24 protein-coding genes are annotated in these 20,176 nt (G+C 51.0%); 14 read left to right on the plus strand and 10 right to left on the minus strand.

Features of this window, described 5'->3' with window-relative positions; all coding sequences use genetic code 11:
- The first annotated feature begins 60 nt into the window (after positions 1 to 60).
- From AB9F26_RS15035 to AB9F26_RS15075, 9 genes are read left to right on the plus strand one after another with little or no spacing between them, the layout of a single operon-like run.
- The gene (locus tag AB9F26_RS15035) at positions 61 to 444 is read left to right on the plus strand and encodes a FlgB family protein (protein WP_039000276.1); all 384 of its coding nucleotides are present in this window, start codon (positions 61 to 63) and stop codon (positions 442 to 444) included.
- Positions 445 to 460: 16 nt separating this feature from the next.
- The gene (gene flgC, locus AB9F26_RS15040) at positions 461 to 853 is read left to right on the plus strand and encodes a flagellar basal body rod protein FlgC (RefSeq protein ID WP_039000275.1); all 393 of its coding nucleotides are present in this window, start codon (positions 461 to 463) and stop codon (positions 851 to 853) included.
- Positions 854 to 864: 11 nt separating this feature from the next.
- On the plus strand, positions 865 to 1,152 hold the full coding sequence (fliE, locus tag AB9F26_RS15045) for a flagellar hook-basal body complex protein FliE (protein ID WP_039000274.1): 288 nt from the start codon (positions 865 to 867) through the stop codon (positions 1,150 to 1,152).
- A gap of 3 nt (positions 1,153 to 1,155) precedes the next feature.
- Positions 1,156 to 1,422: a flagellar biosynthetic protein FliQ gene (locus AB9F26_RS15050; protein ID WP_335584625.1), complete on the plus strand. Its 267-nt coding sequence runs from the start codon at positions 1,156 to 1,158 to the stop codon at positions 1,420 to 1,422.
- Between the two features lie 3 nt (positions 1,423 to 1,425).
- Positions 1,426 to 2,139, plus strand: coding sequence for a flagellar hook-basal body complex protein (locus AB9F26_RS15055; RefSeq protein WP_335584626.1), 714 nt, complete (start codon positions 1,426 to 1,428; stop codon positions 2,137 to 2,139).
- A 17-nt stretch (positions 2,140 to 2,156) separates the two neighbouring features.
- Complete coding sequence (flgG, locus tag AB9F26_RS15060) at positions 2,157 to 2,942, plus strand: flagellar basal-body rod protein FlgG (RefSeq protein ID WP_039000270.1); 786 nt, start codon at positions 2,157 to 2,159, stop codon at positions 2,940 to 2,942.
- Positions 2,942 to 3,361 (plus strand): flagellar basal body P-ring formation chaperone FlgA, encoded by a 420-nt coding sequence (gene flgA / locus AB9F26_RS15065; protein ID WP_335584647.1) that lies wholly within the window; start codon positions 2,942 to 2,944, stop codon positions 3,359 to 3,361. Before flgG ends, flgA begins: the two co-directional genes overlap by 1 nt.
- Before the next feature lie 10 nt (positions 3,362 to 3,371).
- On the plus strand, positions 3,372 to 4,100 hold the full coding sequence (gene flgH, locus AB9F26_RS15070) for a flagellar basal body L-ring protein FlgH (RefSeq protein WP_335584627.1): 729 nt from the start codon (positions 3,372 to 3,374) through the stop codon (positions 4,098 to 4,100).
- A gap of 15 nt (positions 4,101 to 4,115) precedes the next feature.
- Positions 4,116 to 4,628, plus strand: coding sequence for a flagellar basal body-associated FliL family protein (locus AB9F26_RS15075; RefSeq protein WP_335584628.1), 513 nt, complete (start codon positions 4,116 to 4,118; stop codon positions 4,626 to 4,628).
- Positions 4,629 to 4,823: 195 nt separating this feature from the next.
- On the opposite strand, the gene AB9F26_RS15080 is transcribed toward AB9F26_RS15075, so the two are convergent.
- The 6 genes from AB9F26_RS15080 to mgtE all read right to left on the minus strand — a co-directional run bounded on the left by AB9F26_RS15080 (position 4,824) and on the right by mgtE (position 11,022).
- The gene (locus tag AB9F26_RS15080) at positions 4,824 to 6,002 is read right to left on the minus strand and encodes a DNA glycosylase AlkZ-like family protein (protein WP_335584629.1); all 1,179 of its coding nucleotides are present in this window, start codon (positions 6,000 to 6,002) and stop codon (positions 4,824 to 4,826) included.
- A 178-nt stretch (positions 6,003 to 6,180) separates the two neighbouring features.
- On the minus strand, positions 6,181 to 7,152 hold the full coding sequence (locus AB9F26_RS15085) for a zinc transporter ZntB (RefSeq protein ID WP_369768377.1): 972 nt from the start codon (positions 7,150 to 7,152) through the stop codon (positions 6,181 to 6,183).
- A gap of 52 nt (positions 7,153 to 7,204) precedes the next feature.
- Complete coding sequence (locus AB9F26_RS15090) at positions 7,205 to 8,248, minus strand: succinylglutamate desuccinylase/aspartoacylase family protein (protein WP_039000263.1); 1,044 nt, start codon at positions 8,246 to 8,248, stop codon at positions 7,205 to 7,207.
- Complete coding sequence (gene rimK / locus AB9F26_RS15095) at positions 8,248 to 9,153, minus strand: 30S ribosomal protein S6--L-glutamate ligase (protein WP_335584632.1); 906 nt, start codon at positions 9,151 to 9,153, stop codon at positions 8,248 to 8,250. Before rimK ends, AB9F26_RS15090 begins: the two co-directional genes overlap by 1 nt.
- A gap of 37 nt (positions 9,154 to 9,190) precedes the next feature.
- Entirely contained in the window at positions 9,191 to 9,625 is a 435-nt protein-coding gene (locus AB9F26_RS15100) for a RimK/LysX family protein (RefSeq protein ID WP_039000261.1), read from the minus strand.
- A gap of 23 nt (positions 9,626 to 9,648) precedes the next feature.
- Positions 9,649 to 11,022 carry a magnesium transporter gene (gene mgtE / locus AB9F26_RS15105; RefSeq protein ID WP_335584633.1) on the minus strand — a complete coding sequence of 458 codons (1,374 nt, stop codon included), beginning with the start codon at positions 11,020 to 11,022 and terminating at the stop codon, positions 9,649 to 9,651.
- A gap of 80 nt (positions 11,023 to 11,102) precedes the next feature.
- Between mgtE and AB9F26_RS15110 the strand changes: the two genes are divergently transcribed.
- From AB9F26_RS15110 to AB9F26_RS15130, 5 genes are all read left to right on the plus strand, one after another.
- Entirely contained in the window at positions 11,103 to 11,384 is a 282-nt protein-coding gene (locus AB9F26_RS15110; RefSeq protein WP_335584634.1) for a hypothetical protein, read from the plus strand.
- 92 nt (positions 11,385 to 11,476) lie between these two features.
- A complete protein-coding gene (locus AB9F26_RS15115) occupies positions 11,477 to 12,103 on the plus strand; it encodes a paraquat-inducible protein A (RefSeq protein ID WP_039000259.1) in 627 nt (208 codons plus the stop codon).
- A complete protein-coding gene (locus AB9F26_RS15120; protein ID WP_335584635.1) occupies positions 12,079 to 12,723 on the plus strand; it encodes a paraquat-inducible protein A in 645 nt (214 codons plus the stop codon). The genes AB9F26_RS15115 and AB9F26_RS15120 overlap by 25 nt, the downstream gene beginning before the upstream one ends.
- On the plus strand, positions 12,720 to 14,804 hold the full coding sequence (locus AB9F26_RS15125; RefSeq protein ID WP_335584636.1) for an MlaD family protein: 2,085 nt from the start codon (positions 12,720 to 12,722) through the stop codon (positions 14,802 to 14,804). Before AB9F26_RS15120 ends, AB9F26_RS15125 begins: the two co-directional genes overlap by 4 nt.
- Before the next feature lie 2 nt (positions 14,805 to 14,806).
- Positions 14,807 to 15,370 (plus strand): ABC-type transport auxiliary lipoprotein family protein, encoded by a 564-nt coding sequence (locus AB9F26_RS15130; protein ID WP_335584637.1) that lies wholly within the window; start codon positions 14,807 to 14,809, stop codon positions 15,368 to 15,370.
- A 54-nt stretch (positions 15,371 to 15,424) separates the two neighbouring features.
- On the opposite strand, the gene AB9F26_RS15135 is transcribed toward AB9F26_RS15130, so the two are convergent.
- The 4 genes from AB9F26_RS15135 to AB9F26_RS15150 form a co-directional block, all read right to left on the minus strand.
- Complete coding sequence (locus AB9F26_RS15135) at positions 15,425 to 17,656, minus strand: NADP-dependent isocitrate dehydrogenase (protein WP_369768378.1); 2,232 nt, start codon at positions 17,654 to 17,656, stop codon at positions 15,425 to 15,427.
- A gap of 288 nt (positions 17,657 to 17,944) precedes the next feature.
- Positions 17,945 to 18,322, minus strand: a complete 378-nt coding sequence (locus AB9F26_RS15140) for a hypothetical protein (RefSeq protein WP_335584639.1) — start codon at positions 18,320 to 18,322, stop codon at positions 17,945 to 17,947.
- Positions 18,315 to 19,412, minus strand: a complete 1,098-nt coding sequence (locus AB9F26_RS15145; RefSeq protein WP_039000254.1) for a flagellar biosynthesis protein FlhB — start codon at positions 19,410 to 19,412, stop codon at positions 18,315 to 18,317. Before AB9F26_RS15145 ends, AB9F26_RS15140 begins: the two co-directional genes overlap by 8 nt.
- Positions 19,409 to 20,176 (minus strand): flagellar biosynthetic protein FliR, encoded by a 768-nt coding sequence (locus tag AB9F26_RS15150; RefSeq protein ID WP_335584640.1) that lies wholly within the window; start codon positions 20,174 to 20,176, stop codon positions 19,409 to 19,411. Before AB9F26_RS15150 ends, AB9F26_RS15145 begins: the two co-directional genes overlap by 4 nt.

The raw sequence follows: 20,176 nt of genomic DNA on the forward strand, positions 1-20,176 counted from the left end.
ACCCTTTTTAAAGGAATCAGGGTTAAGAGTTAGTTGAAACCGGTCGAGGGAGAAGCCCCGATGTTTGATAAACTAGATATTATGCGCATGTCGCAAGCGATGGCATCGCACGCAAGTACCCGTCAGGCGACAATCGCCCAGAACGTGGCCAATGCAGATACGCCCGGGTACAAAGCCCGTGATGTTGTCGCCTTTTCGGATGCCTATGAGGGCACCAATGAGAAACCTTTGCGAGCATCTCGTGAAGGCCATCTTACTGAGGCCGACCGAGGCTTCACCCCTACCATTGTAACCGACACAACGCGCGGCGCGCTGTCCCCTAACGGCAACTCTGTTTCCTTAGAAACGGAACTTATGCGGGCCAGCGAGACACGGCATCAATTTGATACCGCAATTTCAATCTACAAGTCTTCGCTGAATATTCTGCGAACAAGCATCCGTTAAAAGGGAGATTCCAAGAATGAGTGATTTAATGAAAACTCTCGCGCTATCCGCGAGCGGTATGCAGGCCCAAGCCACACGGCTTCGCCACGTTTCCGAGAATATCGCGAATACCGACACCCCCGGCTATCATCGTAAAACGGCCTCTTTTGAAGAGGTGATTTCCGAAGGGCTCCGCACAGGGGAGGTCAAAGCCGGCGATGTAAAGCTGGACCGTTCTGAATTGAAACGGATGTTTGACCCCGCAAACCCCTTGGCGGATGAAACCGGTCACTATGATGGATCGAATGTCGATCTAGTGGTCGAAATTGCTGACGCGCGCGAAGCGCAGCGCAGCTACGAGGCGAATCTCAAAATGTTCGATCAGGCGCGACAAATGTCGTCTGCTCTGCTCGAACTCCTTCGCCGTTAGAGGAGATCAGAATGGATTTCAAATCCTCAATAGCTGCCCAACAATACGCAGCAACCAGACCCGCGACAGCGCCGAAGCCTGACGCGGGCGGCGGGGAGGCCTTCGCTAAAGTTGCTCAGGATTTTGCCAGCACGCTCGCCAACGGCGAGAATCAAGCGAAAGCGGCAATGATTGGTGGCGCCGATCCCAATGCCCTTGTGCAGGCTCTGGCGCAAACTGAGCTTGCCGTGGAAACGGCAGTGACGGTCCGCGACAAGGTTGTCGAAGCGTATTTAGAAATTTTACGGATGCCGGTGTAAGGCATGGATGACATCGTTTTCTACGACACACTTCGGCAGGCCCTGTGGATTGCAGTTTTAGTTTCCACCCCAATTTTAACCGTCGCCCTTGTTGCTGGCGTTGCGGTTGGGTTGTTTCAAGCTCTGACATCAGTTCAAGAAATGACGCTCACTTTCGTCCCTAAATTGGCGGCCATTTTGATTGTGTTTTGGATGACCATGGGCTTCATGACAGAGACATTGGTTGCGTTTTTTACGGACCAAATCGTCCCATTGATCGTGGGGGTATAGCGCATGGATAATGCAAGTTATACCACCCTCACCCGTCAATCTGGCTTGATGCGTGAAATGCAAACCGTCGCCAATAACTTAGCCAATTTGGCCACAACGGGATTTCGCAAAGAAGGGGTCATTTTCGCAGAACACGTGAAGGCCTTGGGCCGCGATGATCCCAGTCTCTCCATGGCTACAGCTTCGGTGGCCAACACGGACTTACGGCAAGGCTCATTGAGCCAAACCAACGGTACATTCGACTTCGCCATCGAAGGTGAAGGCTTCTTCATGGTTGAAACTCAAGACGGTAACCGTCTGACACGAGCAGGTGCTTTTACTCCAAACGGGGAGGGTGATCTCGTTACGCATGATGGTAATCGACTTCTGGATGCTGGCGGTGCTCCAATATTTGTACCCGCGGGGGTCGCAGACTTGCAGGTTTCCGCAGACGGAACCTTGAGTGCGGATGGTCAACCTCTCTCACAGATCGGGTTATTTCAGCCTGAAAACCCATTCGATTTGCGCCGTGAGAACGGTGTCCGTTTTGAATTTACTGGCGAAGTTACACCCGTAGAGAACCCAACAATTCTGCAAGGTTTTGTCGAAGATTCGAATGTGAACCCAGTCGGCGAAGTCGCTCGAATGATTGAGGTCCAAAGGGCTTACGAGCAAGGGCAAGGGTTTCTTGAGAAAGAAGATGAACGCATCCGTGCCGTAATTAGGGCTCTTGGTTAAATGAGAAAGGATTTTTCATGCGCGCGCTACAAATAGCAGCCACCGGAATGGCGGCCCAGCAAATGCGGGTTGAAACGATTTCGAACAATCTCGCGAATATGAACACAACGGGGTATAACGCTCGACGAGCCGAGTTCGCCGACTTGCATTATCAACAGCAGACGCGGGCCGGTACGATTAATGCGGCAGATGGAACGATTGTTCCAACTGGGGTGCAACTCGGCCTTGGTGTTCGTCCATCGTCCGTAACGGTTGAATTATCCCAAGGTAGCTTAGGCGCGACAGGCGGCGACCTTGATCTCGCGATTGAGGGTCTCGGTTATATTGAAGTGACACTCCCTTCAGGGCAGTCGGCGTTCACGCGAGATGGCGGCCTAAAGCGATCTGCTGACGGCCTAATTGTCACATCAGACGGGTATCCCGTCGTTCCAGAAATTACGATTCCCTCCGACGCTCGCAGTATTTCCATCAATGCCGAAGGTGAGACCTATGCCTATTTTAACGACCGAGTGGAACCCGAGTTGCTGGGGCAATTGTCCATCGCCGGGTTTTCGAACTCAAAAGGGCTTGAAGCGATTGGATCAAATTTGTTCCTAGAGTCCGCTGCGTCCGGTGCTCCTACGGTCAGTACCCCCGGTGAAAACGGGCTGGGAACACTGCGCCAAGGATATCTTGAGAATTCGTCTGTCGATGCCGTTCGAGAGATCACAGAATTGATCGAAGCTCAAAGAGGATACGAGCTAAATGCGAAAGTGTTGACCGCAGCAGATCAGATGCTCGGCGCAACAACGCAAATCCGATGATGAAGTATCTATTGTTCATATGCGCGCTGACTGCCGCAAACGTATCGTATGGAGAAACCCTTGTGGCGGCTCGAACTATCCCAAGTCACACAATCATCTCGCCCGCAGATGTAGCAATAAAAGACGGCAATACCCTTGGCGCGCTAACGCTTTTGGAAGAGGTCATCGGACAAGAAGCTCGCGTGGCAATTTACGCTGGCCGACCAATTCGAAGGAACGACATCGGCGCGCCTGCACTCGTTGAGCGCAATCAAATCGTCAAACTCGCCTATTCCAGCGGCGTCCTGAACATATCAGTCGAAGCACGGGCATTGGGACGCGGGTCGGCAGGGGATGTGCTCCGCTTTATGAATCTAGACTCACGCACAACAATTTCAGGGACTGTTCAAGATGATGGCTCAATTCTCGTCACAAAATAGAGGAAAAAAAATGAAGAAAATCTCGATTGCTTTTCTATCCGTCGCTTTTTTGTCCGGCTGTCAGTCGTTGAGTGAAGTAGGGCAAGCGCCCGAATTTACGGAAACCAGAGGCTCGCTTGAATATTCGTCGATGATGTCACCCGGTTTTCCCGTTTCGCTTGAACCAACGAGCAGGAAAGATGCGGCCTCATTGTGGAGTGGAGAAGATCAGTCGCTTTTTAGCGATCGCAGAGCACTGCGCCGTGGGGACATCTTGACCGTCGTCATCGAAATCGATGAAAAAGCTGAAATTTCGAACACCTCATCTCGTGATCGAACGGGCAATACTTCGATGGGAATTCCTCAGTTTTTTGGAATTCCTCAGCGCCTAGATGAAATGCTTCCTCCTGGGGCTTCCATGGCCGATGCTGTTGAAACAAATTCGTCTACGTCCCACCAAGGCAGTGGTTCCGTTCGAAGAAATGAAAAGCTTACGTTGAAGGTGGCAGCGACAGTCGTTGATGTTCTCCAAAATGGGGTTTTTGCGATCAAAGGCTCCCAAGAAGTCCGTGTAAACTTTGAAATAAGAGAGCTGTTGGTTTCAGGATATGTGCGACCAGAAGACATTTCACGCCAAAATCAAATCACGTATGACAAGATTGCCTCGGCTCGGATTTCATATGGCGGCCGCGGGCAGATTACCCAGGTTCAACAGCCATCTTACGGTCAGCAAATCAATGATATTATTCTTCCATTCTAATCTAGAAAGCTCCAGATGAAGAAAATACTACCTATTCTTATGGCTGTAATAGGTATCTGTGCCGGTATTGGCGCCGGTGTCGCGATTAAGCAAGAGCCAGAGGAGCCAAGTATCGTGTGTGAACCTGATTTGCAGGAGACTTCCGGCCTTGAGGTTGCTGACGCAGCACCAATTCCTGCTGACGAAATGGATTCGTCAACTCATGAATATGTGAAGTTGAGCAACCAATTCGTTATCCCCATCGTGGAGGATGGGAGGGTGAAAGCTTTGGTTGTACTTGCTCTAAATTTGGAGGTGGTTTCAGGGTACAGCCAAGCTGTATTTGCACTCGAACCTAAGCTAAGGAACGCATTCCTTCTTGTTCTTTTCGATCACGCAAATGCTGGAGGTTTTGAGGGCTCCTTCACTAGCAGCAACAATATGATGATTTTGCAAAATGCCCTTCTGGAGTCTGCTCGCAAAGCACTAGGCAATTCGGTTTCGGACGTCCTAATAACGGATGTTGTTCGGCAGGAGTCCTTTGGATAATTGTCCGCGACTTGGAGTTTTCTCCTACCGAGACTACAGCTTTCGCCTCTTGCGACTCTGCTCCCTATGAAGGGCCAGTCGTTCCTGCGGCTTAATCTCGCGGGCAAGATCAAGAAACTGGAGCGTGGTTAGATTTGCTTTAAAAACTTGAACTGAGTTACTGCATGTAAATTGGTGTTTCGCCCGAAGGGCTACTTAGCTCCATGAAACCGTATGGGTTCCGACAAAACGTGCCAAACGATCTAATTCGGCTTCGAGTTTTACGCGTCTGCTCGTCGGCCAATTAGTGTTACCCTGCGGCCAAAAATTAAGAACGTGTAGCACTAAATTTTTTCGATCGGCCTTCAATTCGATCCGCCCAACAAAACGGTCGCCCTCCAAAATCGGGAATACATAATAGCCCCAAATACGTTTTGCGGCAGGAACGAACATTTCCACTCGATAATCAAAACCAAAAAGTCGACTCAATCGGCTCCGGTCGCGGATCACTGGATCAAATGGATTCAATATCCGCAACCGTGAAGTAGGTGGCTTAAGATTCGCAATGCGGTCCTCTATGTCCGCCGGAGCAAGAGCTTCGAGGAGCGTTCCTTGCGCGGTCACGATTTCAACCCGCCGCACATCACTTTTCGCCTCGACCCAGTTGCGGACTTCGGTTCTATCCACGGCTTCCCAAAATTTTTGTACCTCGGCAATCGTACCAAATCCCATTCGGTCAAGTGCCGCATGGCAAAGCCAATCAATTTGTTGTTGGTCCGACAGATGCGGTGCTGTGGTCTGCTCGGGGTAAATCCGCTCCGCTAGATCGTAATATTTGGTAAAGTTAACGCGGTGGGACGTGGCAAGTTCGCCAGTGTACCACATATAATCCAATGCCAACTTATGCGGCGGGCGTGACCACATTTTCTTTGGGCCAGTGATCTTTGTGTCAAATGCGTGGGTAGAAAGCGGGCCTTCAGCAGCGATACGTGATTTGATAGCTTTCCGCGCAACCGTGTTGGGCAATCCGTTGAACCAGCTAGATTTATCCAGATATTCTCGTTTGCGGCGGAACTGACGGCGCCACATGGGAAGAAATTCCATTGGAATTATCGAAGCGTCATGGGTGAAATGCTCAAAAACGCTTCGATGTTTTGCCAACATCTCGTCCAACAAATGCTCGCGGTATTTCTGGTTGCGACTCCATAATATATGGTGGTGGGCGCGTGAAACAATTTGGATTGAATCTAATTGCACAAAACCCATTTTGCGGATGATGCCAAGCACATCAAGTGGCCCCGTCGGAGCTTTACCCAGCCCCTGAGAATGCAGCCAAAGCCTGCGCGCGGTTCGGTTGTCGATCCTAAGAGGCGTCTCTTTTGTTGTCCTAATCACCGAGACCCACTTTAAACATCTGCAGGGCTTTCTGTTTCAAGGTGCCCGCAAAAATGAAATATAGCCGAATATGGGTTTGGAAATCCAACTCTTTCAGCGCTAAAATGAAATTCGGTTTCGGACGCGGCACCCGCAGAAACACTCGCCTGCATTACCGTTTGAGCGGAACTATTTTGATTTAGAGCCACTTTAAGCGCCTAAATACCGCATAGAGCACGAGGCCGAGAAATGCTGATCCGCCTGTTACTGCCAAAAAGCCGTACCTCGAATCAAGCCCTGGCATTCCGCCAACATTGATCCCGAACAGGCCTGTTAAAAACCCTAGCGGGAGGAATATTGCAGCAACGACAGACAACACATAACTGTTCCGGCCTAGGGTTGTTGCGTGGAGCATGTCTAAATGCTCTTGAATGACGTGCAAGCGATCTGATGTCGCATCAAGTTCTTCCATCGTGCGGACAGCACGGTTCGCAACTTCCTTGAGGACGTCGCGCTGGTGGGGTTCGAAAGTCCAAGTTGAGCCGCTGGATAGATCAGCGATTGCCTCTGTTTGTGGGCGAACGAATCGTCTTATTTTTATGACGCTGTGACGCAGCGCTGAAAGCTCACCGCTTACGCGTTGCACTTGGCTCATTGCGCTATCTTCAACCGCATCAGTGCCTTCTACTAAATCCAGCGACACTTTTTCAATGCGTTTGGTAAGGCCATATGTCAATTCAGCGAGAAATGCGCCAATACTTTCCGGCCCGACCCCAGTCTCCATTTTCTGACGAATAGCATCGACAGCCCATATTTTTCGGGCGCGTGCGCTTACAATAAGCCCCTCCTGAATCCACAATCGTACGGAAACCATGTCATTTGGGTCCGCGCCGGGATTGAGGTTTACGCCACGCAACGTAAGGATCATCCCATCCTCCAATCGGTCGCACCGTGGACGTGTTTCTGGCTGAAGCAATGCTCTGGCGGCTGTGCGTGGGAGAACCTGTTCAATCCAAGGCTCCAAATTGGCATCATTCAAGTCAAAATGTAGCCACAGATATCCCGTCGCAGGAAGTTCAATCTTGGGGCCGAGCGGAGCCACAATGCGCTCGCACCCCCCCTCAGAGGACACATTAAAGGCACATATGGGTTTGGGGCTCGTCTTCAACATCAAGGGCCCTTTCAAAATGGCTTCGGCAAAGATTGGTGCGACTCAAAATCCGCTAAATAATTTCGTCCTCATCAAAGAGAGGATCATCGGCTAGTTGCTCGCTCAAATCCTCAACGTTTTCGGTTGTCTTTGCAACCGACGTCACGCGCGCCAAGTGAAAAACAGCGTCCCCTTCGTTGACGATTGGCATAACGGCTCGTCCAATAACGATGCCATTAAAGGGCGCAATAATTTCTTCATCCACTTGTCCAAACGGATCCGATACAGAAGCGATGACCTCGCCCTTTTTTACAACGTCGCCATCGCCACGAAAATTCCGCAACAACCCACCCATGGGGGCTCGAAGCCATTTGCTAGATGCACAATATTGCGAGGGGGCCTTGGGCTTTGCCACTCCTTTTGCCGAAATCATCCCCATGTGGCGCAAAATTCGCAAAATGCCAGCAACACCGGACCGCACTGACATTTCGTCAAAGCGGAGCCCTTCACCCGCTTCAAACAAAAGCACATCCTTGCCAAGGGCCTTAGCCGCTCCCCGCATGGAACCTTCCCGCAAAGGTGACTGCAAAATCACGGGCGCACCGAAAACCTCGGCCAATTCCGCAGTGCGTGGCACATCAGGGGAAATCCGGATCTGTGGCAAATTAGTGCGGTGTATTGCTGCTGAATGTAGATCGATCCCAAGGTCACTTCGGGCGACCACTTCAGTTAAAAACAGATAGGCCAACCGCGCCGCCAAGGAGCCGCTTGGGCTTCCAGGGAACGAGCGATTCAAGTCGCGCCGATCTGGCAAGTATCTGGAATGATTTATGAACCCGAACGCATTTACGATCGGAACCACAATCAATGTGCCGCGCAAAGTTTTCACATTTGACGTCCGCAACAGACGGCGCACAATCTCAACGCCAATCACTTCGTCCCCGTGCACGCCCGCGCTAATGAATACCACAGGTCCGTTGAGTTTTCCGTGAATAACGTGCGCCGACATTGAAACGGGTGTGTGATCGGACATGACGCTTACGGGTAGATCAACGGTTCTTCTGGTGCCCGGTAGAATTTCTTGCCCTGCAATTATAAAACTTTTGCGCGTTGGCATTAACCCTTACCTTTTGTTTTGGTCGCATAGGGTTTTGCCGATTTTTCAATATATTCAATGATTTTTCCGGCCACATCCAAACCTGTTGCTTTTTCTACACCCTCAAGTCCCGGAGAGGAGTTAACTTCCATCACAACGGGGCCGTGGTTGGCGCGTAGCATATCAACACCACAGACATTGAGGCCCATGGATTTGGCCGCACGGGATGCTGTCAATCGTTCCTCAGGCGACAGCTTGATCAACTTTGCCGAGCCACCGCGATGCAAGTTTGAACGGAAATCGTCGCCTGCGCCCGTGCGTTTCATCGCCGCAATTACCTTGCCGCCAACGACGATCGCACGGATATCGGTGCCACCGGACTCCTTGATGAATTCCTGCAAAAGGATGTTCACCTTCGCGCCGCGAAACGCTTCTACCACAGATATGGCGGAACGATCCGTATCGGCCAGAACCACGCCAATCCCTTGCGTGCCTTCAAGCAATTTAATGACCACAGGCGCCCCGCCCGCGAGTTTCAGAACTTCCTTGGTTTGCTTGGGGTCGTGGGCGAATGTTGTCACCGGAAGGCCAATGCCGTCGCGCGCCAAAAGTTGCATAGAGCGCAGTTTGTCGCGTGAGCGCCCGATGGCGACACTTTCGTTGAGAGGGTAAACGCCCATCATCTCGAACTGGCGCAAAACGGCGAGGCCATAAAACGTAATAGAGGACCCAATGCGTGGAATGACCGCGTCAAAACCCTCAAGTTTTTCGCCGTTGTAGTACATTTCTGGACGGCGAGACGCGATGTTCATGTAACAACTCAGGGTGTTAATGATGCGAAACTCATGTCCGCGCTCTTCGGCAGCTTCTTTGAGGCGTTTATGGGAATATAGGTCTGGATTCCGAGCCATCATTGCGATTTTCATTTTGTGGTCCTTCCGCTTAAAGAGCGCCGCTGTTAGGTCAGTTGGCTGTTAAGTTTGTTCTGTGTGTGTGGACGGCAATATTGTGCTTTTTCAACGCGGTCCTACCCACGATCATTGGAAACCGCATCTTACTTCGATCGGTTAAAGATACTGAAATCGGCCAAGATTGTCCCGCAATATGGAGTGCGGCACGGATTACGATGCGCTCTTCCGGTATACCACCCGTGTTTTTAATATGGCGAATGTCATAAATTGGTGTTTCCACTCGGACGTTCGGTGCTTCGTCATGGAGTTGAGCCACAAACCGCACCCAGAGTTCGCCGTCCTTTTGAAACGGAGTAATCTCAGTTGCATGCAGGGCAGACGTTCGCGCGCCGGTATCTATTTTGGCCCGAATATTTGGCAGGGAAAGCTCAGGCAGCGAGACATGCTCAATCCATCCGATAACCAAAGGGGCTTTTTTCATAGGCATAGTTTTTCTCAATCAGCGCTAAATTATATCAGCCAAGGCATCATGAGTGATGCGAGACTCAAAACAAAGAAGAAACCGGCCATATCGGTCACGGTTGTGAGCAAAGGGCCGCTTGCGGCAGCAGGGTCTTGTCCCAAGCGTTTGAGCAAAAGTGGGACCACGCCCCCAATCGATACGGCGAGCATGGTGTTAAGCGCAAGCGCGAGGCCAATGACGAGGCCAAGAGCCGGATTGCCCTTCCAGACCCAAGCCACGATTCCAATGAGAAGACCAAGTGCAATACCGTTAATCACACCCACGGTGATTTCTTTCATCCAGACTCGCGCGGCATCTTTGGGGCGGACCAAACCGAGGCTCAACTCACGCATACTGACACCGACCGCCTGATTTCCCGAACACCCTGACATGTCCGAGACCATCGGTAGGAAAATTGCGATGGCGATCACGGCGGTAAGGGTTTCCTCATAAGCAGATATAACAGAAGCCGCTAGGATATTGAGGACGATATTGGCCGAGAGCCACGCCAAACGCCGCTTCGATCGCAACCACGTCGGCATTGAGCGCAACTCATCCCCAACAACACCCTGCAATTTCATTGTCTCGGATTCAGATCGTTCGAGCAAAGCTTGACTCACAGCTGCGCGCGAAACCACGCCCACGAGCTTTCCGTCCTCTTCAACAACCGGCATTCCTAGGAAGGGATGCTTATTGAAAATATCTTCGAGCTCAGAAAGGCTGGCCGTCACTGGTATCGTTAACGGCTGCACCATAATCTCAGTCAAACGATCAGAACGTTTTGACGTCAAAAGGCCACGCAGAGACACAACACCAATGGGCTCGGACGCCGCGTTCAAGACATAGGGGTGTTGCCCTCGATAGCGATCCACGTCGTTGTCGTCACTGGCCAATTGCCGAAGTACGGCCCCTACGGTTTGGGTGTCCGAAAAGACAAAAACCTCAGCCATCATTAGACCACCGGCAGTGTCATCTTCGTAATCGACTAGGCGACGAACATCCGCAGCGTCTTCAGCATCCATCTGCTGCAAGATCGCTTCGGCATCTTCGTATTGCATGTCACCAATAAGGTCGGCCTGAATGTCGGAGTCCAACTCCTCCATAATCTCGTAGGCGCGCAGAACCTCAAGGGTCTCCATGAGGTCGGCACCCGTTTCGTGGGGCGCTTCCTCAATGATTGCCGCCGCAAGCTCTGCGGAGATAAGGGACAGAACAGTCGCACGCCCAGCGGAATCCATTTGTAAAATTTCGCGCAAGGCTTCCGCGAGAGACAATGGTTCTAGGAGGTTTTGCAACGCAATAGCATCACCGCTTTCGACCGCACTATACAGTGCGTCTGAAACTTCGATGGGTTGGTCGATCTGTTCTGGGTTCATAGTCATGGAAAATCTCCTTGCCTCCCTATAAATGGATGTATTTATTTGTCTATAGACAAAATTTATTTACCTTATATAAATTCGATATGAATAATTTTGAACACACAGCCAAACAGCTCAGCGCACTTTACCTTACCAGTTTTGGCGGTAAAGACTCTGGGCGTTATCGAATTGCCTCAAAAGTTTTGCGCGATATGCTAGACCGTAAGCGATTGTATCCCGAAGATATTCAGAGCCTTTCGCGGGCACTTTTAGAAGAAGGCTATATACTTATCGATATGGATACGTTTTTTGTTGTTTTGAGTGCGAAAACGTTTGTGAATTACCGTCGTGCAAATGCGGATTCAGTTTTGGGTCTTGAGGACTAGGGCGGCATCCAAACACCGAAGCATTTGCGGTGGAATTTAGAAATAGAATGGGTGCTCTGTAGTCTGCACTCGAATTAGGATAATTATGTTTGATGTCTGAAGCGCCTGCGATTCCCCTTAGCGACTTGATTGTTTGCCCGCATTGTGATGCGGTTTATACGTTGCGCCGTCCGGAGAATGGGGAAAAGGCGTCGTGCGGCCGCTGCGGAGCTGACCTGATTACACCCCGCCGCAAAGCAGGGCTGCAAATTATTGCTGTTTCGCTTGCGATTGCCATCCTGATTATCGCAGCAACTGTTTTTCCATTCCTGACGATAGATGCGGCTGGAACGACTAACTCGATGTCGATCCTAGATGCGGTTTTTGCGTTTAATCACGGGTTGCTCATTGCGCTGTCTCTCGCCATGGCTTCGCTTATTATTGTCATTCCCCTGACGCGCGCCTTGTTGGGAATCTATGTGCTTGTACCAATTGTGCTAGACCGCCCGCCCGCCCGCGGAGCAGTCCACGCCTTTCGCCTGTCGGAAGCCCTACGGCCATGGTCGATGGCAGAAATATTTGCAATCGGGTGTGCAGTTGCGTTGGTCAAGATAAGTGGTATTGCGGACGTTTCATTTGGGCCCGCGTTTTGGATGTTTGTAGCTTTGGTGATATTAACAATATTCCAAGATAATTTTGTATGTAGGTGGTCGGTATGGAACTCGCTGGACAAGGCCTAGACATCGTGAGCGCGCACGACCTTGGAGTTGTGGCGTGTACGCGCTGTACGCAGGTTTGGCCTGTGGGCACACCTGCGTGCGGCCGATGTGGCAAAAAAATTGTCTCGCGTGAAGTGAAAAGTATGCAGCGGGTTTGGGCGCTCTGGCTGGTTGGGCTTATGTGCTATGTACCAGCAAACGTGTATCCGATGCTGCAAACCCGCACTTTGGTTTTTACGCAAGAAAATACGATTGTTGATGGGGCGGTTGAACTAATGCACCACGGTTCCTTTGCTGTCGCTTTCATCATCCTTTTCGCCAGTGTGGTCATCCCCGTTGGAAAATTCATGGCCATTGCCTTTTTGGCTCTCTCTGTGAATCGCACGTCCAACGTCACGAAACACCAACGCCAATTTGTCTACGAGATGGTGGAGTATATTGGTCGATGGTCAATGATCGACATCTTTGTCGTTGCGATTATGTCCTCTCTGGTGCAACTCAATACGATCGCGTCTATTAATCCTGGTCGTGCCAGCCTATTTTTTGCCCTCTCGGTTATTTTTACAATGCTATCCGCGCAAGCTTTTGACAGCAGAATGATCTGGGATGTCCAAGCCAAACAGAAAGCCATCAAAACATGAATGATCGCCCACCTCCCGTTGCTATCAAGCCGGCTCGGAAATCCTTTTTTGATCGCGCTTCAATTGTCTGGGTGATCCCCTTGGCGGCGCTAGTGGTCTCGCTCGGCGTGGCATGGCAGGCCTATGACAGCCGTGGACCATTGATTGAAATTGCGTTTCAAAACGGTGCGGGCATTGCTGCAAAGAAAACAGAGCTTCGGTATCGCGATGTTACAGTTGGTGTTGTTGAAGGTATTGAATTCGCACCCGACCTTGCTGCGGTCATCGTTTCTGTGCGCTTACACAAAGAAATCGCGCCTTTTGTGGATGTCGCCTCAAACTTCTGGGTCGTGAGGCCCGAAGTGAGCGCCAGTGGCGTTACCGGCTTGGATACGGTTTTGTCCGGAGTTTATATTGAAGGATCATGGGACAGCACGATCAGTGCCAGGGGGACAAAATTCAAAGGGTTAGTAGATCCGCCGCTTTCCCAGCAAGGGAAAGAAGGTCTTGAAATCGCAGTACGCTCCACGTCTGGCGGTAGTTTGACCGACAACAGCCCGATCACATTTCGCGGGATAGAAGTTGGGCGCATCGGAAAAGCACGCATTTCGGTCGAGGGAAGTTATGCAATTGCCGAGGCCATCATTTATGACCCGCACAGCCAGTTGATTACGCCGTCAACACGGTTCTGGGACACCTCCGGATTTACATTTTCGGTTGGTGCGTCGGGCGCCAAGATTGATTTCTCCTCGCTTGCGACCCTCTTAGGCGGTGGTGTGACCTTTGATACTTTTGTTTCCGATGGCTCACCCGTCGCCAGCGGGACCGTCTTCGAAGTTTTCACCGACAAAGCAACGGCACGCAACAATCTCTTCGTTGGGGCCGAAGTCGAGACCGTCGAAATGCGTGTGGTCTTTGAAGAGAATATCTCGGGGCTCGCCGTAGATGCGCCTGTCGAAATCAATGGCCTGAAAATCGGCAAAGTGCAGAGCGTTTCGGGGATCATTGATGCAAAAACTTTTGGTGATAATCGCGTACGACTGAATGCCGTGCTGTCGATCCAACCCGCGCGCCTTGGGTTGCAGGGCGAGGCGTCGCCCAAGACCGCGCTAGAGTTCTTATCGCGACGGGTTCAGGAGGGTTTGCGCGCGCGTCTAGCTTCCACCAGTATCTTGACGGGAGGCCTTAAAATCGAACTTTTACAGGTCGATAACGCGCCAAAAGCTGTCATGTTGACTGGTGAGGGCATCGTGCCTGTTATTCCGGCAACGAAAAGCGAAATCACAGATGCTGCAGGTACTGTCGAGGGTGTGCTAGACCGCATTAACAAACTGCCCATCGAGCAGCTCCTCCACAGCGCCATTGATTTCCTCGATAGTGCCGAGGCCGTGGCTTCCGATGGAAACTTGCGCGAAATACCAAAAGAGGTGAGTGATACATTGATTGAGGTTAGAAATTTTGTGTCATCGAAAGATATTCAGAATATTCCAGTCTCCCTCAACGCCGCGATTGTCCGCTTTGAAACGTTACTCGCTGAAGTGGAAAAAGAGAAACTCGCAACTCAGCTCGTTGCGGCTGTCGATGCCGCTGCGGCTGCGGCAAACAGCGTGACGGAATCTGTCAAAGGTGTACCAGCGTTGGTTGCACAAATAGAGGCCGTCGCGGTAAGGGCCGAAGAACTGCCCCTTGAAGACTTAACAATCCAACTTACCCGCCTCACTGAGTCAGCCGATGAGTTCATCAGCTCGGACGCCACTCGTGCGCTACCGCAAGAATTAGGTGCTGCTCTGACTGAAATAAGCACGATCCTAAATGAGTTGCGCGAAGGCGGAAGCGTCACCAATGTCAACGCAACGTTAGACTCCGCTCGCCAAGCAGCGGATGCGGTTGCAACCTCCACCAAAGATCTTCCGGCATTGGTGGACAGTATCAAACGCATTCTGAATGAAGCCAGCGCAACAATCGCAGGGTATAACAGCGGAAAAGTATTAAGTCGCGACGCCCAAGAGACCCTGCGCGACATTTCAAAAGCCGCAGCGGCGATGACGTCTCTGGCCCGCATGCTGGAACGCAATCCCAGCGCCCTAATCCGAGGACGATAACCATGAGTTTTTTCAGAACTTCCCTTGCCATAACCGCTTTAACGCTTGCTGCCTGCTCAGGCCCTGCTGATCGATATTCCGTCGCCCCGCCCGCTGTTACAGAATCGATACGCATCGGGTTTCGCTCCATAGAAGTGCGTGAAATATCTCTGCCAACCTATGCCGCAGCCGATGAAATCGCACTTCAGGACGCGAGCGGTAAATTGGTAACTGAGAGTGGGGCACTCTGGGCTGATAGCCCCGAACGTGCCGTTGCTATGGAACTCTCTCGCGCGCTTTCGAAGCTAACAGGTGCGCGGGTGGCATCGTCGCCATGGCCGCTTGAGGCTTTTCCCGATGCTCGACTAGAAGTTCGCTTTGAAAGCCTAATTGCACGGGGTGACGGGCAATATCATGCAGCGGGTCAGTATTTCGTCGGGGTGAGTGATGGTGGCCGCGAACGCTCAGGTCTCTTTGAACTGGCCGTTTCTTTTGACCCAAACGGGGGACCGCAAGCCATCGCATTGGCACGTGGTCAGCTCATCCTCGACTTGGCTAAATACATTGCCCGCAGCGGACTAAGCTGAGTCAAACAGGAACAAGGATCGGTTGGCCAATGAGATGGCCAACCGAATTTTCACTTATCCAACAATCGCGTTAAATGTCGCGCTTGGGCGCATTACGGCCACAGTCTTTTCAAGTTCCGTGTGATAGTAGCCGCCTAGATCAGCAGCCTGACCCTGTGTTGCGGACAGCTCAGCCAGAATCACATCCTGTTTCGCCGCCAATTCCGCCGCGATTGGCGCGAAATGCGCAGCAAGGTCGGCATCGTCGGTTTGAGCAGCCAAAGCTTCTGCCCAATATAAGGCAAAGAAGTAATGGCTATCGCGGTTGTCAAGTTGACCCACTTTACGGCCAGGAGATTTGCCCGTGTCCAAAAGTTTTTCAGTTGCGTCATCTACAGCGCGGCCCAAAACAGCAACTCTAGGATCGCCCTTACTCTCGGCAAGGAACGTCAAAGATTCACCAAGTGCGCAGAATTCGCCAAGGGAATCCCAACGTAAGTGCCCTTCAGACACCAGTTGCTGAACGTGTTTCGGAGCAGAACCGCCAGCACCCGTTTCGAACATACCGCCACCGTTCATCAACTTAACGATCGAGAGCATTTTTGCTGACGTTCCCAACTCTAGGATTGGGAAAAGGTCGGTGAGATAGTCGCGCAAGACGTTCCCCGTGATCGAAATCACGTCCTTACCCTGACGAATAAGCTCAAGGCTATAACGCGTTGCTTCGCGTGGGGCCATGATCTGAAGGCCTAAATCATTGGCGCCCTCTTCGGTTAGGATTGCTTTGACCGCTTGGATCAACTGAGCATCATGAGCTCGGTTTTCATCTAACCAAAACACAGCTGCAGAACCCGTTGCTTTCTGACGGCTAATGCCCAGTTTTACCCAATCTTTGATCGGAGCGGCATTCGCAGAAGACGAACGCCAAATGTCGCCGGCCCCTACGTCATGGGAATGCAAGACTTCCCCGTTGGCCAAAACATAGCGAATTGTACCATTAGAAGGCGCTTCGAATGTTGTTGGATGCGAGCCGTATTCCTCGGCTTTCTGGGCCATGAGACCGACGTTGGAAACGCTACCCGATGTGGTCGGGTCTAAGGCGCCCGTCTCTTTGAAATAGTTGATCGTTTCGTCATAAATACTGGCATAGCAATTGTCGGGAACCACGCATTTAGTGTCTGCGGCCTTGCCATCAGGACCCCAGCCTTTGCCTCCCGCACGGATGAGTGCCGGAAGCGATGCGTCGATGATCACGTCAGAGGAAACGTGAAGGTTGGTGATGCCTTTATCGGAATCCACCATGTAAAGCGGTGGTTTCGAAGCCATACTCGCCTCAATATCAGCAGCAATCTCGGCCTTTTTGTCGGCGGGGAGGCCGTCGATTTTTGCCAATAGATCACCGATTCCATTATTCGGATTTGCACCCAATTCCGCCAAAACATCAGCGTGCTTGGTGAATACATCTTCAAGGTAAACGTAAACAAAATGACCGAAAATGATAGGGTCCGAAACCTTCATCATCGTTGCTTTGAGATGAACGGAGAACAGGACGCCTTGCGCCGCCGCGTCGACTATTTCATTGCGGATAAAGGCACGCAATGAAGTTGCGCTCATGAAAGTCGCGTCTACGACCGTGCCTTCGAGAAGATTGAGATCACCTTTCAGCAGGGACACTTTACCTGCGTTATCAACAAATTCTATTTTCGCCTTGCCAGCTTGAGCCGCTGAAATCGTTGCCGATTTTTCATTGGCGTAGAAATCATTCCCGGGCATTGAAGCGACGTGGGTTTTGGATGTGGAGGCCCATGCACCCATCGAATGTGGATTTTTCATCGCATAGTTTTTTACAGCCCGTGCGGACCGACGATCAGAGTTGCCTTCCCGCAAAACAGGATTAACCGCACTCCCTTTAATCGCGTCATAGCGCGCCTGAAGGGATTTTTCCGCTTCAGTTTGGGGGTTTTCAGGGTAATTTGGAACGGCAAAACCTTGCGCTTGCAACTCGGAAATCGCAGCAGACAGTTGGGGAATAGATGCCGAAACGTTGGGTAGTTTGATCACATTGGCTTCGGGAGTTTTTACAAGTTCACCTAATACGGCAAGGTCGTCAGACTGGCGTTGCTCCTCGGTAAGAAACTCAGGAACCGTCGCCAAAATTCTACCCGCCAGGGAAATATCTCGGGTACCGACGGTGACGCCGACTGCCGAAGCAAAGGATTGAATGATGGGCAGGAGTGAGACGCTAGCGAGCTGGGGAGCTTCGTCTACAATGGTATACAATATGTCGAGGCGTTTTTTATCTGACATCGATTTAAACCTTTTTGCGTTTTTCGGAGATGAGCGCACCAAACGATTGAGTGCCACAAGTTTTTGAAATGCTCATGACACTCCAAAAACGATTTTGAGAATGCCACCAAGCGCTGCTTATTAGGGCATAAATCAAGATGGTAGGAATTTCAATCCGAACGAGAATATATCGACGATAATAACAGTACTATTTGTTTATCCAACAGGCTTCGCTACGGTAGAACGTTCCAAAATCCCCGTACTTCCCTATATCATTAGACAAACTATAGCCGAGGTTTTGTGATAATATCAGAGCCTCATTTTCTTCTTGGCCATATTTGTGTCGCGCTTCATAAGTTCCTTCACGGCTTCGGACCTGCCAAACATCTCCTGTGTTTTCTTTCGTTGTTTTTCCATCTCCACCCGCAAAACTGCTTGCTCTTGGTTTAGGCTCATTGATTTTTGAGTACACCACTCCTCCCATTTGGAAAAAGCGCCCGCAAGCAGGGACGGATCCATTCCGTTTGCCTCTGTCAAAGTAACCGCTTGTTGGCTTTTAGACTCTCGAATTCTAAGGATTTCATCCGAAAGCCGCTGCTGATCTGCCGAAATTTTTTTTAGCTTGAACAATTCGATATCCAGCAGGGTCGCTGAAAGGTTTTTCAGGTTTTTAAGGCGTTTATCCAAACGGTTTCACCCCGTAACCGCGTGCCTTCTTGCGTATTTTTTCGGCGAAGCGGATTGCAGCGGCGACGGCTTGATAATGTGTTGCATGAATTTCATGGCCAATTTCCACAACTGCAAAAATGGCACGTGCCGTGGGGGGATCACTGTGAATGGGGACGCCATGCTCGCTCGCTAGTTCCCTTATGGTTGCGGCAACTTCATCAACCCCTTTTGCAACACAAATTGGGGCGCCGCCATTGGCACGATCCCACTTTAAAGCAACCGCATAATGGGTCGGGTTAACAATGATGACATCAGCTTTCCCAACGTCCGACATCATTTGGCTCATGGCAATTTCATAGCCCTTTTGGCGCCGCTTCTGCTTCACATGCGGGTCGCCTTCGCTGTTTTTGTGTTCGTCTTTCATATCCTTGTGCGACATTCGGTTTTTGCGCATGTGCTCTTGATACTGAAACAGAAAATCCAAAACCCCAAGGGTTGTAGCAATAATGAGGACGATGAAGAAGAACTTCATCACCAGTTCCAGTAATACCGTTGTGGCCATTGCGGGTGTCATATGGACCGTGGCAACAATGGTGAGAACATTTTGATATAGAAACACACCCAGAACGACGCCATATATTCCAAGTTTTACAAAGCTTTTAAAGAACTCAAAAATACCCGCGCGCCCGAACTTATTTTTGGCGTTAGAGATGGGCGAAATTCGCGACAATTTCGGTGCAAGTTTGTCGGGGGCCACGACAAAACTTTTCTGGGCTACAATCATTACAATTACAAGCAAGCTAGGTAGTGCGAACCACGGCGACATAATTTTAAGGGTCGACATCATAATGCTTCCCGTCACAGGAAGGCCATTGCCTTCAAAAAGCGTCGGGGCAATTCTATCTGATTGGCCGATAATACTCGCCAACAATTGCCCCATGTCCTTCATGCTGCTGCTTCCAACCGCATAGGCGGCGACGAGAAATCCACCATAGCCTGCGGCAGTCATGAGGTCGGTCGATTTTGGTACCTCACCCTTTTTGCGCGCATCATCCAATTTCTTTTGCGTCGGTTCGTGTTGCTTGTCGTCGTCATCGTCGTCACTCATTTCATCACACCAAATGGTGCTTGAAGAAATACCGACAGTTCGTCCCACCACACCGCCAATAGAACCGGAGCAACAATCAAAAGAAGGGCCATGCCTCCAAGGGTGATCGCGGGTGCGCCGACCATTGCAACCATCAACTGAGGCATGGCGCGGTTGATAACCCCGAGCGCGACATTATAAACAAGAGAAGCAATGACAAACGGCGCGGCGAGGGAAAACGCGAGGGAAAAGGCGCTTGCAATTCGGGCGACGCCCCATTGAGAAACATCGCTTGCTTGGGGAACGTCCCCAGGACCGAAGACGTTATAGGAAAGGATGAAAGCCTCGGCAATTCTGATGTGGAGCCCATTCATCACGGCCAGCGCGAGGCCCGCCATAAGTAGCAATTGTCCGATTGCGGCCGTTGGCTCAGCCTGTGCAGATCCCAATATTTGCGACAGCGAAGTTGCCTGCGCTGCAATTGATCCCGCCATTTGCAAAGAAAAAACAAACAATCTTAGCCCCAAGCCCAGTATCAAACCGACGAGAATCTCACTCGCATATCCTCCCCAAGCTTGGCCTTCAGCCATAGTATACGCACGAATTTCCACTGAAACCGCGGGATAGACAACGGCTGTAAAAGCAATGGCTAGGCCTAGGCGAACACGCTGTGGAATGGATTGTTCACCGAACGCTGGAAGAAGGGAAAGTGCTGCTCCTACACGCAGAAAAACGAAAAAGAAGGACGTGAGTTCGTCTTTTCCCCAGCCACTGATGAGTTCCAT

Origin of the sequence: Falsihalocynthiibacter sp. BN13B15, from assembly GCF_041205415.1 — a bacterium.
Classification (GTDB): Bacteria; Pseudomonadota; Alphaproteobacteria; order Rhodobacterales; family Rhodobacteraceae; genus Falsihalocynthiibacter; species Falsihalocynthiibacter arcticus.

Excerpts from the sequence above, each read along its gene's own strand:
- AB9F26_RS15120 (WP_335584635.1), top strand. The coding sequence starts at position 12,079 with ATGGAACTCGCTGGACAAGGCCTAGACATCGTGAGCGCGCACGACCTT.
- AB9F26_RS15100 (WP_039000261.1), bottom strand. The coding sequence starts at position 9,625 with ATGCCTATGAAAAAAGCCCCTTTGGTTATCGGATGGATTGAGCATGTC.
- fliE (WP_039000274.1), top strand. The coding sequence starts at position 865 with ATGGATTTCAAATCCTCAATAGCTGCCCAACAATACGCAGCAACCAGA.
- AB9F26_RS15090 (WP_039000263.1), bottom strand. The coding sequence starts at position 8,248 with ATGCCAACGCGCAAAAGTTTTATAATTGCAGGGCAAGAAATTCTACCG.
- AB9F26_RS15075 (WP_335584628.1), top strand. The coding sequence starts at position 4,116 with ATGAAGAAAATACTACCTATTCTTATGGCTGTAATAGGTATCTGTGCC.
- AB9F26_RS15150 (WP_335584640.1), bottom strand. The coding sequence starts at position 20,176 with ATGGAACTCATCAGTGGCTGGGGAAAAGACGAACTCACGTCCTTCTTT.
- flgA (WP_335584647.1), top strand. The coding sequence starts at position 2,942 with ATGAAGTATCTATTGTTCATATGCGCGCTGACTGCCGCAAACGTATCG.
- rimK (WP_335584632.1), bottom strand. The coding sequence starts at position 9,153 with ATGAAAATCGCAATGATGGCTCGGAATCCAGACCTATATTCCCATAAA.
- AB9F26_RS15110 (WP_335584634.1), top strand. The coding sequence starts at position 11,103 with ATGAATAATTTTGAACACACAGCCAAACAGCTCAGCGCACTTTACCTT.
- flgH (WP_335584627.1), top strand. The coding sequence starts at position 3,372 with ATGAAGAAAATCTCGATTGCTTTTCTATCCGTCGCTTTTTTGTCCGGC.
- AB9F26_RS15055 (WP_335584626.1), top strand. The coding sequence starts at position 1,426 with ATGGATAATGCAAGTTATACCACCCTCACCCGTCAATCTGGCTTGATG.
- AB9F26_RS15115 (WP_039000259.1), top strand. The coding sequence starts at position 11,477 with ATGTCTGAAGCGCCTGCGATTCCCCTTAGCGACTTGATTGTTTGCCCG.
- flgG (WP_039000270.1), top strand. The coding sequence starts at position 2,157 with ATGCGCGCGCTACAAATAGCAGCCACCGGAATGGCGGCCCAGCAAATG.
- AB9F26_RS15125 (WP_335584636.1), top strand. The coding sequence starts at position 12,720 with ATGAATGATCGCCCACCTCCCGTTGCTATCAAGCCGGCTCGGAAATCC.
- mgtE (WP_335584633.1), bottom strand. The coding sequence starts at position 11,022 with ATGACTATGAACCCAGAACAGATCGACCAACCCATCGAAGTTTCAGAC.
- flgC (WP_039000275.1), top strand. The coding sequence starts at position 461 with ATGAGTGATTTAATGAAAACTCTCGCGCTATCCGCGAGCGGTATGCAG.
- AB9F26_RS15145 (WP_039000254.1), bottom strand. The coding sequence starts at position 19,412 with ATGAGTGACGACGATGACGACGACAAGCAACACGAACCGACGCAAAAG.
- AB9F26_RS15135 (WP_369768378.1), bottom strand. The coding sequence starts at position 17,656 with ATGTCAGATAAAAAACGCCTCGACATATTGTATACCATTGTAGACGAA.
- AB9F26_RS15035 (WP_039000276.1), top strand. The coding sequence starts at position 61 with ATGTTTGATAAACTAGATATTATGCGCATGTCGCAAGCGATGGCATCG.
- AB9F26_RS15050 (WP_335584625.1), top strand. The coding sequence starts at position 1,156 with ATGGATGACATCGTTTTCTACGACACACTTCGGCAGGCCCTGTGGATT.
- AB9F26_RS15085 (WP_369768377.1), bottom strand. The coding sequence starts at position 7,152 with ATGTTGAAGACGAGCCCCAAACCCATATGTGCCTTTAATGTGTCCTCT.
- AB9F26_RS15130 (WP_335584637.1), top strand. The coding sequence starts at position 14,807 with ATGAGTTTTTTCAGAACTTCCCTTGCCATAACCGCTTTAACGCTTGCT.